Source organism: Enterococcus malodoratus, from assembly GCF_027659535.1.
GTDB classification, from domain to species: domain Bacteria; phylum Bacillota; class Bacilli; order Lactobacillales; family Enterococcaceae; genus Enterococcus_A; species Enterococcus_A malodoratus.
In genome coordinates this window covers 213,013-229,267 of the sequence record NZ_JAQDPG010000007.1, presented here as the reverse complement: position 1 = coordinate 229,267, position 16,255 = coordinate 213,013, and the positions used below count along the sequence as shown (strand labels likewise).

Genomic DNA, 16,255 nt, shown 5'->3' with positions numbered 1-16,255 from the left:
TTCTTACTCCCAATTCTTATTGCAGACATAGTTACCATACAATTAGAGATCGCTTTGCCGTCCATCTGTTACTCCACGATTGGGGTGGAAGACATCGCAATTCCAATTGGTGTTACAAATTGAGGATATTTTGGTTTATAAACCGTTTGATCCAAATAATTCGAAAATTCTTGTTCAAATTCAGATAGATAAGATGCTCCGCCAACAACATAGATTGGTTCTGTTGGATGCTTTTTTAACACATTGGCGGTAATGTTAGCCATTCGTTGAATCACTGGTCGGCAAATGATAAAATTCTCTCGATCACGGGCTGGATCTCGTTTGATCTGTTCCGCTTCCTCAATGGAAATCCTACTATTGCCCGCGATTACTAAAGTCATATGCGTGCCGCCGGTGGGCTCATCCTCTACAATGATCGGCTGACCCTTCTCAAAAATACTGATTCCAGTCGTCCCGCCGCCAACATCAACTACAGCGCCCTCATTGACACCTAAGACCAATGCCGCCGCTGTTGGTTCATCGACAAGTTCGTCTGCCAGCATATTCGCACTTTCAATCACATTGGCCACCACACGTTTGTTGTTTCCAACGGTGCCCGGCGGAATTGCACCCGATGCAGCTTTCAGAGGAAAACCGAGCGTTTCCTCTGCTTGAGCACGCAGCCGATTAACGATTTGAACTGACTTTTGATAATCAACAACCAATCCATCTCTGATAACATCCGCGTATTCAAAAGCACCAAAAACCGGTCGATTCTTTCCATCTAAAACAACCAAAACGATAGAGGAAGTACCCAAATCGACTCCAACTTTATAGCCATCTTCAGGATCAAACTCCTGTGCTTGTTTTGTATTCACAAGTTCATGAAAAGATGTTAATAATTGATTGGCTTTCTCGATTGACTCCATACTTCCTCCTTTGGACTATTCTCTAATAATTCGTCCTCGTGTATTTGGCTGAATATCCGCACCATTGGCCTCATCTGTATCTACATGCATCTCTAAAACAAAATTCTCTCCTGGCCGTAATTCAACATCGTTAAAAATGCCTCTTCGCGCACCTTCGAAAATTTCTACTGAAACGACTTGTCCTTCTTTTAAGTTCAAACGCTCCATATCCTGATAATTCAAATGAATATGCCGTTTCGCTATGATCGCGGCCGGAATCGTCAACTCTGCCGCATCACTGCGGATCGTGATTTCAATCGCATCATCCAAGTGACCAGACAACCGGATTGGAGGCTGAACACCTAGATTTCTTGCATCCGTTTTTGAGATTTCCACCTGTGAACGTTTGCGTAACGGACCTAAAATACGAACCTTTTTGATCTCGCCCTTTGGTCCAACTAAGGTCACCGTTTGCTTTGAAGCAAATTCTCCAGGTTGCTTTAACGGTTTCAAAGGTTCAATCGATTCATTAGGAAATAGAATACTGAAATGTTCTTCCGTTAGGTGTATGTGTCGGTTGGAAATGCCAATGGGAAATGTTTCTGCCTGCATCTCCAATAACACTTCACGAACAATTTTTCTAATTTCCTCAATGCTGTAATTATTCATTGCCTACTTTAGGTACTAAAATTTCGTCGACATCGCGATGCGGTCTTGGGATCACGTGAACGGAAACCACTTCCCCCACTTTTTCAGCTGCTGCACAACCTGCATCAGCTGCGGCCTTGACTGCACCAACATCGCCGCGTACCATAACTGTAACTAGTCCTGAACCAATTTTCTCAGTTCCAACTAGCGTTACATTCGCCGCCTTAACCATTGCATCGGCCGCCTCTACAGCACCAACTAGTCCTTTTGTTTCAATCATTCCTAATGCATCATTCATGTCTATTCCTCCTATTTCATCTCAAAGAATTAATTTTTCTTACGTAAAATTAGTTCTATTTTCAAGCCGTATACCATTCCACTAGATCTTTTACTCTGTATATGCGTTTCTTTTTTACTTACTTTCCTTCTGATGAAACTGTAAGTAGTGGAACTGGCATCCTATTTCATCTCAAAGAATTAATTTCTCTTACGTAAAAATTAGTTCTATTTTCAAGCCGTATGCCATTCCACTAGATCTTTTACTCTGTATATGCGTTTCTTTTTTACTTACTTTCCTTCTGATGAAACTGTAAGTAGTGGAACTGGCATCCTATTTCATCTCAAAGAATTAATTTTCCTTACGTAAAAATAATTCTATTTTCAAACGATCTACCTTCTGTGCCTATTTCTTCTTTTTGGATTCTGAAGATTTTTTTGACCCTTTAGGTGGATTCTTTTTCTTTTTTGGTTCTTCTTTGGTCACTTTTTCTTTGGTTGGCTCTTCCTGAATCGTTTCTTCTTTTGTAATTTCTTCTTTACTCGGCTCTTCTTTTATAGCCGCTTCTTTGATCGGTTCCTCGATAACCGTTTTTTCATCTGGTTGCGATTTTTCTTCAACCTTTTCCGGTCCTGGTTCCGCAGGTTCACTCACCACTGGCGTCTTCTCTGGATTCTCATCCGGCAAGTTCGTGTTCGACTCTTTCGTAAAGAAAAACTTTTCTAAATTATTGGCTGGGCGAGGAATAACCAGTGCTGATAGAAAGACATTGTTTGCGATGGCCTTCGCTTTACCGGCATCTACCGCCGCTTTTACCGCTCCGACATCGCCAGCGACCTTCACTGTCATCCAACCGAATCCTCGTGCTTTTTCAACACCAAGAAGTTCGACGTTCGCAACTTTGACCATCGTATCTGATACTTCGATTGCACTAGCCAAACCTTTTACTTCGACTAAGCCAATTGCTTGTTTCATAGTTTCACCTCCATAGGATCAATTGATTTGAATGGCACACCCTTTACTAAACGTGCCGCATTCCCACCGAAACTTTTTAAAACTAATGGTGGACAAGTTACAACTCGTTGAATCGATTGATAAGGAGTTTCTGGTGCCAAATTTTTATAATGAAGGGCCGCTTCATTATTTACGTAACCAATTCCAACATTTAGCGAAGAAGTGTTTGCCGCAACATACGCTGCTTTCGTCGCCGTTGAAAATTCTTTTTGTTCAATAGAAAAAGGAATTTTTTCTTCTTCTAAACCATAAAGAACATATTGAATATCCTCGATCGATGCTGATTTAGACAGATAGATCAATACCATTGGCCGAACATTTAGATCAAGCTCCATCGAATCCCTCCCTCAAGTAGGAAAGGATCAAACCAGTCGCCACTGCATTGCGCGGTCCCTCAATTTGTCGAATGTTTCCACGTCCAGCTACCAATCCGTAATGAGACAGCGCGTTCGTTACAATCTGCGGAATTTCAAAATCCAAGGCAGATCCGCCAACAATTACGACAAACGGAATATCTCGAATACTCCCTGTTGGACTGACGCGCCGCAAAGCCCGTAACGCGTTCGTTACAAAGACACGTTCCTTTGCAGTTTGTCGAACGATTCGAATTTTTTCAATCGAGTCATCACCAGGTATTGGTACATAGCCATCTGGTGTCACAACCACCACTTTAGCGAACAACGCTGGATCTAAAGGCGTATCAAAAAATTGAACAGAACCGTCTTCATGGCGAATGTAGAAAATATTCTCTACCTTTGCTAAGGGATATTTCTTGATATCCTCAGCTAAATAAACATCTTCTTGGCCTAATTCGGACTGAATCAACATCGTTACCATATCACCCGCACCTGCCAAGTGTGTTGCCACAATTGTCCCGTCCTTCTTAATAATGGACGCGTCTGTCGAACCGGCACCTAAGTCCAAGATCGCCAGTGGCGCAGAAGTTCCCGGTGTGGTCAGCGCTCCTAAGATCGCCGCTTCCGCCTCTGCACCGCCAATCTCAACCTTGATCCCTAAATCCTGTTGAATCTCATCCGCAATTTTCGACATCTGTAAATGATCGGATTTGACCATCGATGCGATTCCAACTGCCTGTTCCATTGAGAATTCACCGGCCACGCCGCCTTTGACACTGATCGGCACAAACGTATCGACCGCTAATAAATCTTGAATGAAGATTTGATTGACTGGACGATCCGTTAACTCCGCCATCGTTAAGCGTACTTTTTCCAGCATCCCGCCAACGTTTGTACCTGATTCGCCAGTGACATTGTCAATCACTTCGAATGCCGAAACCGTCTCCATAATTTTTTCTGCACCTGCTGATATGCCTACCGTACTGCGGCGATTCCCACCAGTTACTTCAATTTTCCCAGCAGGAATTGTTCGCGCTTTGACATCGCCTTTTGGTGTCTTTATAACTACCGCCGAGCGATTTCCGATTAAGGCGCGGGCAACAGGAACAATATTCTTAGTTGCTTCCGAATCAAGCTCAAAGACCGTGGCTATTCCATAAGGATTGGATAACTGTGATACACCGCGACCGGTTTCAGCTACCTCAACTGCCGCCAGCATATTCAATGGAACCTTATCGATATAAGAAACTTCATCAACAATCGGAATCTTCTTTGATAATCGGTTGTTCACCAAAACTCCATCATCCGATTGCATGATAGCCGCAGTAATCAGAAAGCCATTTGCTACAAAATGATTGATTTGGCGTGCCACAGCATCAAAGTCAAAGGACTTTTCAATGATCAAAATATAAGGAGTATCCTTCTTCCCGATCTTTTCAATCTCAGCAAAACGAAGCGTAGTTCCTACGCCTAAGCCTAAGCCGCCAGGTGTTTTGGGATTATGGCCGATCATCGTTGATTCGGTGATGATCGTTTCCGTAATCGTCTCCATCGCGACATCGCCGATAACTGGTGTTGCCTCATTGATTCGAATTAAATCGATTTCTTCGACCTTTAATCGATTTTTTGCGCAGGCTTCATTGATTGCTTTATAGATACCAAATAGATTCTTCTTCGTCCCTTTAATACCCGTCGTTTCAGCAATGGCAGATTCTAGGAATCGGACATGTTGATGATCATCAATTTCAACCAAAGCTACTTCAGTTGAGGAATTTCCAATATCAATCCCAATTACACGTTTCATGATTCATTGCTCCTCTTCCTGAATTTCCGAACTAGAAATTAATTATCACCTTTAAGTTTCTTCCGTTTTTCATAATATTCCGCTGCTTCGCGCACATAAGCCGCGCTGATTTTCGCATCATATTTGGTTTCCAACTCACTCGCGATATCTAATAGTTCCTGTTTGCTAGAACGATACGGACGCAACGCATTATACATTTCCAACACTCGTGCATCAGGAACAGCCGTTAACTCAGACGCACGGTCAAAATTATTAGAAATTGTTTTTCTACCTGCACTCGTAGCGATTTCTCCTTGCGCTTTCAAAATACGTGGTGTGATTTTTAAATCGTCAGGTGTTAATGATCCATTCAATACATTTTCTAATGTAATATCATCCAATGTCTTACCAGTATTTGTTTTGATCCAATCCGGATGATTTTTTGCGATCGGATAGTCAGCAACAGTCGCTGCCCCAGAACTTACAGTAGTTTCTGTCGCTGCCGGACTTGTACCGCTATTCATATCTTTTAAGATTCCTCGAACCAAACTCTCGATAGATTGCTCATTCATTCTAGTCACCTCACTATAAAGTTACAGAAATTTCTTCTGCTGGTTTACCGATTACTACGTGCTTCGTTTCCTTAATATGGAGCAATGCTGATAACGCTTGATATTTCGGCCGAGCCATTTGGTCATTCATCATTGGCACTGGATTGGGCGACTCGCCTTTCGCATATTTTGCGGCGTTTTTCCCAATCGCACGATAGGTTTCTAAAGTGATCAGCGGTGCTTGCGGGAATAACTCCAGATTTGACAGCGGTTGCAAATCCTTTTGATGGATAATCGCTGTACCTTTTGATTGAATCGAAACACAAACACCCGAACCAGATAATTTATCTCCTTCAACACCGGCAAAGGCTACATCAGAAGTCCGATAAACTTTAACAACCCGAGCTTTTAAGCCTTCTTCTTCAATACCGGCAATCACTTGTTTTAGGATTTCTTTATGGGGAACGCCAAGAATATTGGTTGTTTGTGAATCTGCAAAAGCTGGCGCCACAGCAATAACTACTTCATCCTGAGAATTTCCTGGTTGAGCAACGCCGACAGATTTAAACCAATCAGACGATGTTGTGGACTCTGTCTTTGTTTGTTCAAAAGCAACAGGTTGATCTCCTGTGTTTGCTTCCATTTCAGTTAACACTTCTTTGATAATGGAGCACAAAAGATTTTCATTCAGTTCTGTCATTTTTACTCCTCCTTAAATGTCTTTCGGATTGATTGCTTTAGGGATCGCTTTTACTTTTTCCCACTCGGCCCCATCTAATCGGTACCCAGTTCCCGGTCCAGCATAATCATTCTTGTCATTGACGGCAGAGATCACATTCCAATCTGCATCAAAGATTGAAGACGTTTGTAGGAAGTCTCCCGCTACACGTTGTTTCAAAAGATTGAGCAAGCTTGTTGCGACATCTTCAAAACCACTTTCTGACAAGCCCTTAACAAGATCCAAACCTGTCTTACCTTGAGTTAATAATTCTTGTGCTGCTTTGATATCTTGCACCATGTCACGTTCCGGCATGTCTTGTGATCCTCGAGCATAGGTTGCTGCTTCAACTTCTTCATCAGTGATCGTTGGCAAGCCTAGCTTATCAAACAGCCCTTGCAAAGCTCTCGCAGCCTTATTACGAACTGCCACAACATCCTCTTCACTAACCGGCCGTAATCCGCCATCAACTTTCAAATCCCGTTGAATGACATTGTAATCATCGAAATCATCAGCATCAAAGTTGGAACCGGCAAACATGTTGTCATAGTTTGGCGTTGCTGAATAACCTGATGAAATGAAGTCTGTACCTGGTAAGAATTGCATCAGCAAACGAGCCGTTCTCCGAATGTCTGAATGTGAGAAGGTTTGGTCATTTCCTGAAGCCACTTCCAAATCAAGCAGCATCGCAATCAAGTTTTCAGCTAAAATAGCTCGAATCCCTGAAGGAACTGCCCCTGGAACTCCGATACAGCTGATCGAACCATTTTGCAAGCCTTGAACTCCGGCTGCTTTTGTTAAATAGATACAGCGTGTTTCAAGGTAGAGCATTGATTTGCCTTCTGCGTATCCCATTTGTACTTCTGATCCAGTCCCTGAAGTAAAACGCATCTTCAACCCGCGAGAGGCATAACAAGAAGCCAAGAATCCTTTAGACCAAGGCGTATCATCGCCATCGGTAAATACTTGTTCCGTACCATAAACAGAGATTGTTTCCGCATAAGCGGTAAAGCCGCGCATCCCTAAATCAAGCTCCGTTGCTTCTTCTAATGAACACTGTGTCAATACGCCTGGACGTCCAGTTTGCGAACCAACCATGATCGCCACCGCGTTGAATGGTGCATAACGAGCAACGGCTACCGTTGTTTCCTGTTCATCAAAGCCACGCAAAGCACCTTCCGCCGCATCCGCTGCGATCTGTACAGGATTATCGCGAACGTTGGTTACGTGAGATTGAGTTGTTGGACGACGACGAGCCCGCATTTTTTGAACCGCCATCATCATTTCAACCACGTTCATATAACCGACTACTTCATTTAATTTCCCCGGTGTTGCCGCAGTCGTCAATTGAACGATCTCTTCTCTTGAAATATTTGGATCAACGATTTTATTCGCTAACTCTTTCGAAGGAATAGCCATTACTTCTTCAGTGCGAGTTAAATCAATTCCGTATTGAGCGATATATGAATCAATCAAATCAAAGTCAGCTTTGTCTTTCCCATCAAGTTCAACCACTTCACCATTAACGATCTTGATGCTTGGTTTAGGGTCATTCGGACTTTGCATCGCAATTAATCCTTCTTCTACCCATTCATCTACGAAACCATCTTGATTGACCGGTCTTTTTTCTAGTTCTTCAAATCGTTTTGATTTCATCTATTTTTCACTCCACTCTTAAATGTATGATGGTTGATCATTTTTAGGCGTACTACCCATCGTTCCCAATAATTGGCAACCAATATCGCGAGCTGAAATAATTGCTTGACGAACAGCTCCAGAATCGCCTGTGATTGTCATCGTTACCTCATTTGAGAAACTTTGGCCATTTTGCGGTGTTGCGTAAGATACTACATCAACATTCGCTGATTTCAGTGCCGTATCAGCCATTACTACACCAATTGCGGCAGGAGCTCCAACTAAAATTCCGAAAGCTTTTCCGACCGGAGCACCAAATACTTTATTGCATGCGTAACTAGCACGTGCTGTATATTGACATTCAATATGTCCAGCCTCGTTACCGTATACATCTCCAAATGTGCGCGTATCCACTTCTTTCAGCGTAACCTCTACCGCACGTTTCACATCAGATACATCATCGCCGCCAAAAATCACGATCGAACCATGACCAGCTCCGCCTTTTGTATCACGAGGCATTTCAATCAAGATGACTTCTGTATTTGTCGCTTTCACTGCTTCATCAGCAGCCATAATATGAGGTCCGGCACCAGTACGAGCACCAACAATTCCGATTGAACGATATTTTTTCTCTAATTTCATTGTTTCTAATAGAGATGAATCTACGTTAGCGATTACTAACCCGATCGTATCTCCAAATTCTGTAGCTCCTACAAATTCAGTCAATGCACATTGCTTTTCAATCATTTTATGATCTCCTCCGTTAGTGGTTTTCAACTCATTTCCTGTTTCCATTTTTGCGAGCACACGCTTCATGATCTCTTCGATCTTTTGATCTGTGTTTGCCATCAGCTATCCCACCTTTCTATTCTGACTTAGGGAGCAAGCCTTCAACTTCAGTATGTGGACGTGGAATAACATAATTAGAAACAACTTCTCCTACTGAGTTAGCCGCAGAAACACCTGCATCAACGGCTGCTTTTACCGCACCTACATCTCCTCGTACCATCACTGTCACTAATCCAGAACCAATTTTTTCCGTTCCAATTAAGGAAACATTCGCAGCTTTTACCATCGCGTCAGCTGCTTCAATAGCACCAATCAACCCCCTAGTTTCAATCATTCCTAACGCTTCCTGTTGCATAAAACATTCCTCCTAATTTTTTTGATAGCACTTACATTTATAATGATAAACAAAAAAGATAGAACAAATTTGTCCTATCTTTTAGTCGGATTATTCCCAATGTTAAAATATTGTGGTCACAAAGTGTCAAGACAACGCCAAATAAACCTTAATCAAAGTTCAACTAAGGTCAGAAAATAGTAATATTTTGTCTTCTGCTGGTCAAAATAATGTTATTGGTCTAAACGAGATTTAAAATAATTTTGTGTTCTGGTAAAATGATAGTTGACTAGGAGGCGCTTACATGGAAAATATCAGTACATTGAATTCGCAAAGTTCCTTGCAACTTTCCAAAACAATCCAAGATTTTGCTCTTGCAGCCGATTTTGGGTCGGTACTTGTTGATATACATGGAAAGGAAACTTCCGACCTATATAACTTCTCTCCTTTTTGTCAGTTAATGCGTTCAAAGCCAGAATTCAAATCTCTTTGCCAAAAGTGTGATGCATTCGGAGGCTTAGAAGCCTCAAAAAATGGTAACCCTTGTATTTACCGTTGCCATGCTGGACTCACAGATATTTCATTACCTATTATTCGCAATAATCAATTGATTGGATTTGCATTATTTGGTCAAGTAGAGATGAATGACGACTCGCAAAATTCATTTACCCGCATCCATCCGATCGTTACTCCTTGGGAATCTTCACAGGAATTACGTCAAGCCAGAAAGAAAATTAAGACCGTCAATACAACTCAAATTGAATCTGCTGCCGCTTTACTCAAAACGATTGGCGATTATCACTTCAATGACGATGACCCGCGGGATCAAATTAAATTTAACTTTCACTCAAGTAAAAAAGAAACTAAAGATTCTATCAACTCCAAAAATGATGAAATTCGCAAAGCCATTTCTTACATTGATACGAACTTAACGACCAATTTGACACTTGAAGACGTCGCTAACCATGTGTATCTTAGTCAATTCTATTTCAGCCGTCTATTCAAAAAGGAAATCGGTGTCAGCTTCATTACCTATTTGAATAGACAACGAATCGAACAAGCAAAGGTTCTATTGGCACAATCGAATTTAAGCATTAAATCCATTTCGCAAAATATTGGTTATTCCCAAACAAGCTATTTTTGTAAAATATTCAAAGAACTTGTCGGCATGACTCCGGTTAACTATAGAAAAGAAAAATAATCCATTAAGAGCAGCCGAATTACGGCTGTTCTTTTATTGCCACAGCAAACTCATTTAAAAAACCTTTTTGTAGCCATGCGATTCCGCTGGCGTCATTGTCCATGAATTTTTTTCGCTGCGAAAAGTGGAGCTCGCAAAAAAAGTGAGGTGTCTGAAAGACACCTCACCAAATAAACGTCACTTTGACTATTCATGGTGAAATAATTCTTCCAATACAATTACCTCAGCAAAAGGGCAGGTATCCTGACTTCGCTTCATCCTCCATCTCGCCTTCCCGAAAGTGGCTACTTGAGATTTCGTCTGCTTATACAGTAGAAAGGGTCTGCCAAGGATTCTCACCTTGTTCCCTGTTCCAAATGCTTCTATTCAATTCTTTACGAGTACATAATAACGCAGAATGTATCCGCTGTCAAAATTCATCTGTCAACAGATAATTTTTTAGGCCTGATATTCCTTCCTGATTTACTGCGGACAATGAGAAAACTTTTTGTGCTCCAGCCAGACGCAATCTCTTCTGTGCCAAATCATAATCTGCCTCAGTATGCTCCAAATCGGTCTTCGTAATAATACCGATCATCGGTTTGGTGAAACGTGATGAAAAACATGGCGGAAAATAATTCTGTCGGCTCGTGATGCTTTGGACCACCGCAATACAATCAGCTCCAACGGCCGAACTCACTAATGCATTATAATAAAAACGATTCTCCATAAATTCACCCGGCGTATCAATCACATTATCTGTAAAATAGACCTGCTGTGTTTTATGGTATTTAATTTCCCAATCATTCAGAAGCTGCATCAACGTTGTTTTTCCTGATCCGGTTTCGCCAATAAAAATGACTCGTTTCATAGTTAGGTCCTGGTAATTTCTGCAACATCAAAATCCAAGATGGTTGCTAGTGAATTTATTACTTGCTTTAACGCAAATTCTACTGATGATACTTCACCAATAATCACTACTGCTCCACTAAAACGATCCATAAAACCAATCGATACATTTCCTGATTTTTTGGCAATGTCGGCACCAATGATCGACGCTTCACTCGGAGTGATCGTCAAAATCCCAATCGCATCACCGGAATGTTCAAGACCAAGCTTTTCAAAAACTTCTTGATTGGCATGAGGAATCAAATGAGCAAGTGTGACCTGTTTCCCTGGAACATATTCTTGAATGGAACGCTCGATATTTCTTTTTTCACTCATAACAGTCACTCTCCCACCTTCATAAAAAGTTTAGCACAAAAAAATAGCATAGTTTTGTTCTAATACAACAAAATTATGCTTTCAGATTTCCTCTTCTTTAAAAAAGCCCTCGCCGATTCGGCAAGGGCTCAAATAATTATTTACCTAAACGCTCAACATCACGAGCGATCATTACTTCTTCATCCGTTGGAATCACGTATACTTTCACCCGAGAGTTTTCAGTTGAAAGTTCGGCTTCTTTTCCGTGGATGCTCTTATTAATTTCTTCATCGATCTCGATACCGAACCAAGTCATATTTTCTAAAACCATCCGGCGAACAGGATCGGCATTTTCACCAACACCAGCAGTGAAGACGATAGCATCAACACCATTCATCACAGAAATGTATTGAGCAATATATTTACGGATACGATCACAGTAAATATCCAAAGCTAAAATAGCTTCTTCATTGCCTTCTTCAGCACCTGTTTCGATATCACGCATATCGCTTGAGATACCTGTTAAGCCTAAAACGCCTGATTTTTTATTCAAAACATCGATCATTTCATTAATATCTGAAATGCCAGCTTTTTCCATAATATATGGTAATAATGATGCATCGATATCCCCAGAACGAGTTCCCATTGTCAAACCAGCTAATGGAGTAAAGCCCATTGATGTATCAACTGATTTTCCGCCTTCAACAGCAGTCACTGATCCGCCGTTACCGATATGAGCAGTGATGATTTTTGTTTCTTCGATCGGTTTGCCTAATAATTCAGCCGCGCGTTCGGAAACGTAGCGATGGCTTGTTCCGTGGAAACCATATTTACGCGCAGAATATTTATCGTAATATTCTTTTGGAATACTATATAAATAATTTGTCGCTGGCATGGTCGCATGGAAAGAAGTATCAAAAACAGCCACACTTGTTATGTTAGGCAAAATATGACGGAAAGCTTTGATTCCCATTGCGTTTGCTGGATTGTGCAATGGCGCAAATTCACTAAGACCTTCAATTTTAGCTAAGACATCGTCATCAATCAAAACAGAATCTTTAAAGTATTCACCACCAGCGACCACACGGTGACCAACGCCAGTAATTTCATCAAATGATGCAATGATTTTTAGTTCGATCAATTGATCCAACAGCATTTGAACAGCGACCTCATGATCTTTGATATCTAAAATTTGTTCAAATTTTTGTCCATCTCCGTATTTGATCGTAAAGATCGAATCATTCAAACCGATTCGCTCAACGATTCCTTTTGCGATTACTGACTCATCAGGCATTTGATATAGCTGCCATTTTAGACTTGAACTACCTGCATTGATTGCAATTGTTTTTGACATTTTAACTCTCCTTTTAATTAAATTGCTATTCGCTCATTTGAGCAGTTTATAAATTAGAAGACTTCCAGTCCTCGAATTTTTTAAAGAACTCTGTTACCTGTGTTGGATCTTTTAATGAAGGCAAATGAACAAGTAAAACTTTTTCTGCCTGTTCTGCTGTCTCGCCTTTTTTCTGCAATAATAAAATACTTTTTCGCGAATGTTCTGATTTGAACAACTCATCTGGCAATTGAATGATGCCTTGCAATAACACGTCATCCTTTAACCATTTTTGCAGCAAGGGTCCTTGGTCTGTCTCAAGAAAGTTACTTGGAACTAAAAATAATCCAAAGCCGGCTGGTTTTAAATAATTCATCGCTTGCTCCATCAATAAATGATGTGCATAGCTGTGATCCTTTTCAGAATGGGTGGCAAATTTCTCTGCCTGTTGATCGTTTGGATAGTAACCTACAGGAAGATCCCCGATAACGTAGTCAACTGGATCAACTAACAAATCTTGCAGGCTGTCTTGATGGAACAACTTTATTTCTTCTCCCATCAATAAACTATCTGAAGCGGCAATTGCAAGCAATGTTTCGTCATTATCCACGCCGATTCCATTAACCGAAAAATTTGCAGCTCGCAAATTGATCAATGTAGTCAACAAAAGATTCCCCATACCAACGGTAATATCTAAAATTTCTAACGATTGTTCCTTTTTAACCGTCAGCTGTTCGATCAAAAAGACAAACAAAAAGCCGATACTATCAGGCGTCAATTGGTGATTAGGCTGTAAACTTTCGGTTTTTGATCCTTTAAGTAAAATCAATTGCGTCAGTTTGCGCCAATCTTCATTTTCTAACTCCAGCCCTAGTAGTTCTTGATAAATTGCTTCTACTTTAGCCACCGTAACTTCATCAGGTTGTTGATCAAGCACACGTACTTTTGCATTATCAACTAAGTTCTCCGTATTTTCGATGTAAGCGTCAAAAAAAGAAGTCCCTAGTGAATGTTGCAACGCGATGATTGCTTCTTCCATTAAAGAAAAAGCGGTTTCGATTTTTTCTGGATTCATCTTGCACCTCACTAACTAATATAACACTCACGATACCTGTTCTATTTTAGCGAACATGTTCTAATTAATCAATCGCTTTCTTTCTTTTATCATTGTTTTCCTAATTCAACATAAAGGTATCTTCTACAATACATTCTCCTGCATTTGCCAGATTTCCGTAACTATATCAATCTGACGAGCTTGATGTGCTATTTTTTTCATAAAATTGATATGTTTTCTTTTTAATTTTCACGATAATCTTTAATTGTTCCGGTTCTTTTTCATAGATTAATTCCCCTTTATTAAAGATCCAGGTTCCTTTGCTTTTATTCAAGTTAGGATAATCAGTCAAGAAAAGCTCTTTCGCGATTTTTGCCTGATACAATTGTTCCGTTCTTGAAACCAAATCAGCTGTTTGGTAATAACTTGTTAATAGATTTAATAGTAGAAAGCTGAACAAAAAAATAGCCAATAAAACGGAGAGCAGTACTCCGCCTCGGCTATTCAAAGATCCATGTTCCCTCTTTCTTTTTCCCATCAGTGAAGGTGACAACAAAATCCACGCCATTATTTTTTTCTTGGCAAACAAATTGATTCACTCCCATCAACAATGGCTGATTTCCGCCTGATTGTCTTTTAATAATTCTATTATTTACTTTTTTTATTACTAGAGGAACCATCTTCCCCTTACTCTCTATTTCAGTGGATATTTCCGTTTGCGATGTCCCTATGTACTTTACTTCATGCAGCTCATTATCCAACTGGAGCAAAAAGATCTCCCATTCTAATTGGTGGTACCCGCTCAATGCCTGTTCCATTTTATCTTGCAAGAGAGCTTTGTTTACTTCTGTTGTAGCGTCCTTAGCCATATCCATGTACATTTTGGCTTGACGTGATGTTGCATTCATTACACGCGCTGTTGCGTTCATGCGTTTTATTTCTTCAAGGTCAGAATCAATCTGTTTAGATTGGCCTGACTTGATGTGATTCTCCATTTGATTAAATGCTTCGATGTATTTTAGCTTGAACGAATCTGCTTTACGTCCTGTAAAACCAACTGCAATAAAAGTCCAGCCGTCTCGGTTCATGTAGTACATTTTTTGTTCTCTTCCACGAGAATCTACATATGAACCTAACGCAAACATCTTTTTGTAATGAGCTGAATTTTCAGCCGATTGAATTTTAGATTCGATTACCTGGATTACATTCTTGTGCTCTTTCTCAAAACTTTCTGCCAAGTTCAAACTTGTCGTGACCGCTTGGCGATCTTTCATGATTACTAAATCTGTCATTCTGCTCCTCCTTTTCTTAATCCCAATGATTCATGATGTCGTTACAAACTTTTATTGCTTTGTCTGCTTGCCAATACCTTTTACCTTTATGGGTACCAGGCTTTCTTTTTTCGATCATTTGCATTCTTTTGTCTTTCACAAAATTTTGTTCTACTTCAGGAACAGACATCGAGTATCTAGCTGATAATTGTTTGATATCTAAATATTCAGCACGTTCAGTTAATTCCTGCTTTGCTTCGTCTATCACTTTTTCAAACATCTTTCTTAGAATCTTTTCTATAATGTTGAACAAAAAGTTCTGTGAGGATGTATCTAGAAAATCATTCATTTATTACCCCTCCTCAATGAAGACAATCCCAAGGTGTTCAGCAATCTCCTGACGATACTCTTTTGCTTTATCACCGTTTTGAACTCCTTTTACTACTTGTTTTACATATGTGTCAGATTTTCCAATGACATTTGCTAAATCTTTCCAATTCTTTTTTTGTCGATGCATCTGAACCAACACAATTTCTTCGAAATCTTTGATTAACAAGAATCTCACTTCCTTCCGTTTTATATAATTAGCTAGCTATTGAGCTTTTTTTATAACTAAATGTTGACTTTTTTAAACTTTATTGTAGAATGAAAGCATAGCTAAACAAGACTACATAAGCCTTTAAATTAACATTTCTAAGTTTGCCGACCGCGAAATAGTTTAATTTTTATAGGTTCTCTTTAGTTTTGTTTCAAGCTCAATAACTAACTTACGAACAAAGTATATTAAACTTTATTATAGATGTCAACCGCCTTTCTACAATAAAGTTTATATTCTGTTTCGAAGTGAGAGAGGAATGCCTGCATGACAACATTCGAAAGGGTAAAGAAACTTGCTGACAAACAAAAAATATCAATTGTAGAACTTGAAGAAAAATTGGGATTTGGCAGAAATTCATTATATTCATGGAAAACTAAAACCCCGAATGGAGATAGACTGAAAAAAGTAGCAGACTATTTTGGAGTTTCAACTGATTATTTGTTAGGACGTACTGAATCTATTGATTCGACAACTAATAACAAAACAATTGCAAAGCAAATCATGATGCGTTCTGATGTTGATACTATTTCTACTGAAGATGCAGAGGAACTTGAAAAGGAATTAGAGAGGTTTTTAAACTGGCGTCTAGAAGAAATTAAACGAGAACGTAACGAAAAGGATTGA

21 protein-coding genes and 1 riboswitch are annotated in these 16,255 nt (G+C 40.0%); of the genes, 2 read left to right on the top strand and 19 right to left on the bottom strand.

Translation table 11 applies throughout. From position 1 onward, the window contains the following. Positions 1-68: 68 nt before the first annotated feature. The 11 genes from eutJ to PGP85_RS13305 all read right to left on the bottom strand — a co-directional run bounded on the left by eutJ (position 69) and on the right by PGP85_RS13305 (position 9,013). Complete coding sequence (gene eutJ, locus PGP85_RS13355; protein ID WP_270327954.1) at positions 69-908, bottom strand: ethanolamine utilization protein EutJ; 840 nt, start codon at positions 906-908, stop codon at positions 69-71. A 15-nt stretch (positions 909-923) separates the two neighbouring features. Continuing rightward, the gene (gene pduL / locus PGP85_RS13350; RefSeq protein WP_270327952.1) at positions 924-1,556 is read right to left on the bottom strand and encodes a phosphate propanoyltransferase; all 633 of its coding nucleotides are present in this window, start codon (positions 1,554-1,556) and stop codon (positions 924-926) included. Continuing rightward, positions 1,549-1,833: a BMC domain-containing protein gene (locus PGP85_RS13345; RefSeq protein ID WP_010739896.1), complete on the bottom strand. Its 285-nt coding sequence runs from the start codon at positions 1,831-1,833 to the stop codon at positions 1,549-1,551. The genes pduL and PGP85_RS13345 overlap by 8 nt, the downstream gene beginning before the upstream one ends. Before the next feature lie 384 nt (positions 1,834-2,217). Beyond that, positions 2,218-2,787, bottom strand: coding sequence for a BMC domain-containing protein (locus PGP85_RS13340; protein ID WP_270327949.1), 570 nt, complete (start codon positions 2,785-2,787; stop codon positions 2,218-2,220). Further along, positions 2,784-3,161: a glycerol dehydratase reactivase beta/small subunit family protein gene (locus tag PGP85_RS13335; protein WP_010739898.1), complete on the bottom strand. Its 378-nt coding sequence runs from the start codon at positions 3,159-3,161 to the stop codon at positions 2,784-2,786. Before PGP85_RS13335 ends, PGP85_RS13340 begins: the two co-directional genes overlap by 4 nt. Continuing rightward, positions 3,151-4,986 carry a diol dehydratase reactivase subunit alpha gene (locus PGP85_RS13330; protein ID WP_270327947.1) on the bottom strand — a complete coding sequence of 612 codons (1,836 nt, stop codon included), beginning with the start codon at positions 4,984-4,986 and terminating at the stop codon, positions 3,151-3,153. Before PGP85_RS13330 ends, PGP85_RS13335 begins: the two co-directional genes overlap by 11 nt. Before the next feature lie 38 nt (positions 4,987-5,024). Further along, positions 5,025-5,537, bottom strand: coding sequence for a diol dehydratase small subunit (locus tag PGP85_RS13325; RefSeq protein WP_010739900.1), 513 nt, complete (start codon positions 5,535-5,537; stop codon positions 5,025-5,027). Between the two features lie 13 nt (positions 5,538-5,550). Further along, positions 5,551-6,216: a propanediol/glycerol family dehydratase medium subunit gene (locus tag PGP85_RS13320; protein WP_270327944.1), complete on the bottom strand. Its 666-nt coding sequence runs from the start codon at positions 6,214-6,216 to the stop codon at positions 5,551-5,553. Positions 6,217-6,228: 12 nt separating this feature from the next. Then, on the bottom strand, positions 6,229-7,890 hold the full coding sequence (locus tag PGP85_RS13315) for a propanediol/glycerol family dehydratase large subunit (protein WP_010739902.1): 1,662 nt from the start codon (positions 7,888-7,890) through the stop codon (positions 6,229-6,231). Between the two features lie 18 nt (positions 7,891-7,908). Further along, positions 7,909-8,718 (bottom strand): propanediol utilization microcompartment protein PduB, encoded by an 810-nt coding sequence (gene pduB, locus PGP85_RS13310; protein WP_010739903.1) that lies wholly within the window; start codon positions 8,716-8,718, stop codon positions 7,909-7,911. A gap of 16 nt (positions 8,719-8,734) precedes the next feature. Then, positions 8,735-9,013 carry a BMC domain-containing protein gene (locus PGP85_RS13305; protein ID WP_010739904.1) on the bottom strand — a complete coding sequence of 93 codons (279 nt, stop codon included), beginning with the start codon at positions 9,011-9,013 and terminating at the stop codon, positions 8,735-8,737. A 283-nt stretch (positions 9,014-9,296) separates the two neighbouring features. Here PGP85_RS13305 and PGP85_RS13300 point away from each other — a divergent pair, with 283 nt between their 5' ends. Then, positions 9,297-10,193: a PocR ligand-binding domain-containing protein gene (locus tag PGP85_RS13300; protein ID WP_090408263.1), complete on the top strand. Its 897-nt coding sequence runs from the start codon at positions 9,297-9,299 to the stop codon at positions 10,191-10,193. Between the two features lie 216 nt (positions 10,194-10,409). Continuing rightward, positions 10,410-10,583: riboswitch (cobalamin riboswitch) on the bottom strand. 19 nt (positions 10,584-10,602) lie between these two features. Here PGP85_RS13300 and PGP85_RS13295 read toward each other — a convergent pair. The 8 genes from PGP85_RS13295 to PGP85_RS13260 form a co-directional block, all read right to left on the bottom strand. Continuing rightward, positions 10,603-11,043 carry a EutP/PduV family microcompartment system protein gene (locus PGP85_RS13295; protein ID WP_270327942.1) on the bottom strand — a complete coding sequence of 147 codons (441 nt, stop codon included), beginning with the start codon at positions 11,041-11,043 and terminating at the stop codon, positions 10,603-10,605. A gap of 2 nt (positions 11,044-11,045) precedes the next feature. Continuing rightward, complete coding sequence (locus PGP85_RS13290; RefSeq protein WP_010739907.1) at positions 11,046-11,396, bottom strand: BMC domain-containing protein; 351 nt, start codon at positions 11,394-11,396, stop codon at positions 11,046-11,048. Between the two features lie 136 nt (positions 11,397-11,532). Beyond that, a complete protein-coding gene (locus tag PGP85_RS13285; RefSeq protein WP_010739908.1) occupies positions 11,533-12,729 on the bottom strand; it encodes an acetate kinase in 1,197 nt (398 codons plus the stop codon). A gap of 46 nt (positions 12,730-12,775) precedes the next feature. After that, a complete protein-coding gene (locus PGP85_RS13280; protein ID WP_270327940.1) occupies positions 12,776-13,783 on the bottom strand; it encodes a class I SAM-dependent methyltransferase in 1,008 nt (335 codons plus the stop codon). Between the two features lie 166 nt (positions 13,784-13,949). Beyond that, positions 13,950-14,270, bottom strand: coding sequence for a competence type IV pilus minor pilin ComGG (gene comGG / locus PGP85_RS13275; protein WP_270327939.1), 321 nt, complete (start codon positions 14,268-14,270; stop codon positions 13,950-13,952). Beyond that, positions 14,263-15,054, bottom strand: coding sequence for a competence type IV pilus minor pilin ComGF (comGF, locus tag PGP85_RS13270; RefSeq protein WP_270327938.1), 792 nt, complete (start codon positions 15,052-15,054; stop codon positions 14,263-14,265). Before comGF ends, comGG begins: the two co-directional genes overlap by 8 nt. Positions 15,055-15,070: 16 nt before the next feature. Then, positions 15,071-15,382: a hypothetical protein gene (locus tag PGP85_RS13265; RefSeq protein ID WP_270327937.1), complete on the bottom strand. Its 312-nt coding sequence runs from the start codon at positions 15,380-15,382 to the stop codon at positions 15,071-15,073. Positions 15,383-15,385: 3 nt separating this feature from the next. Next, the gene (locus tag PGP85_RS13260) at positions 15,386-15,589 is read right to left on the bottom strand and encodes a hypothetical protein (RefSeq protein ID WP_270327936.1); all 204 of its coding nucleotides are present in this window, start codon (positions 15,587-15,589) and stop codon (positions 15,386-15,388) included. Positions 15,590-15,895: 306 nt separating this feature from the next. Between PGP85_RS13260 and PGP85_RS13255 the strand changes: the two genes are divergently transcribed. Beyond that, positions 15,896-16,255, top strand: coding sequence for a helix-turn-helix domain-containing protein (locus PGP85_RS13255; protein WP_270327932.1), 360 nt, complete (start codon positions 15,896-15,898; stop codon positions 16,253-16,255).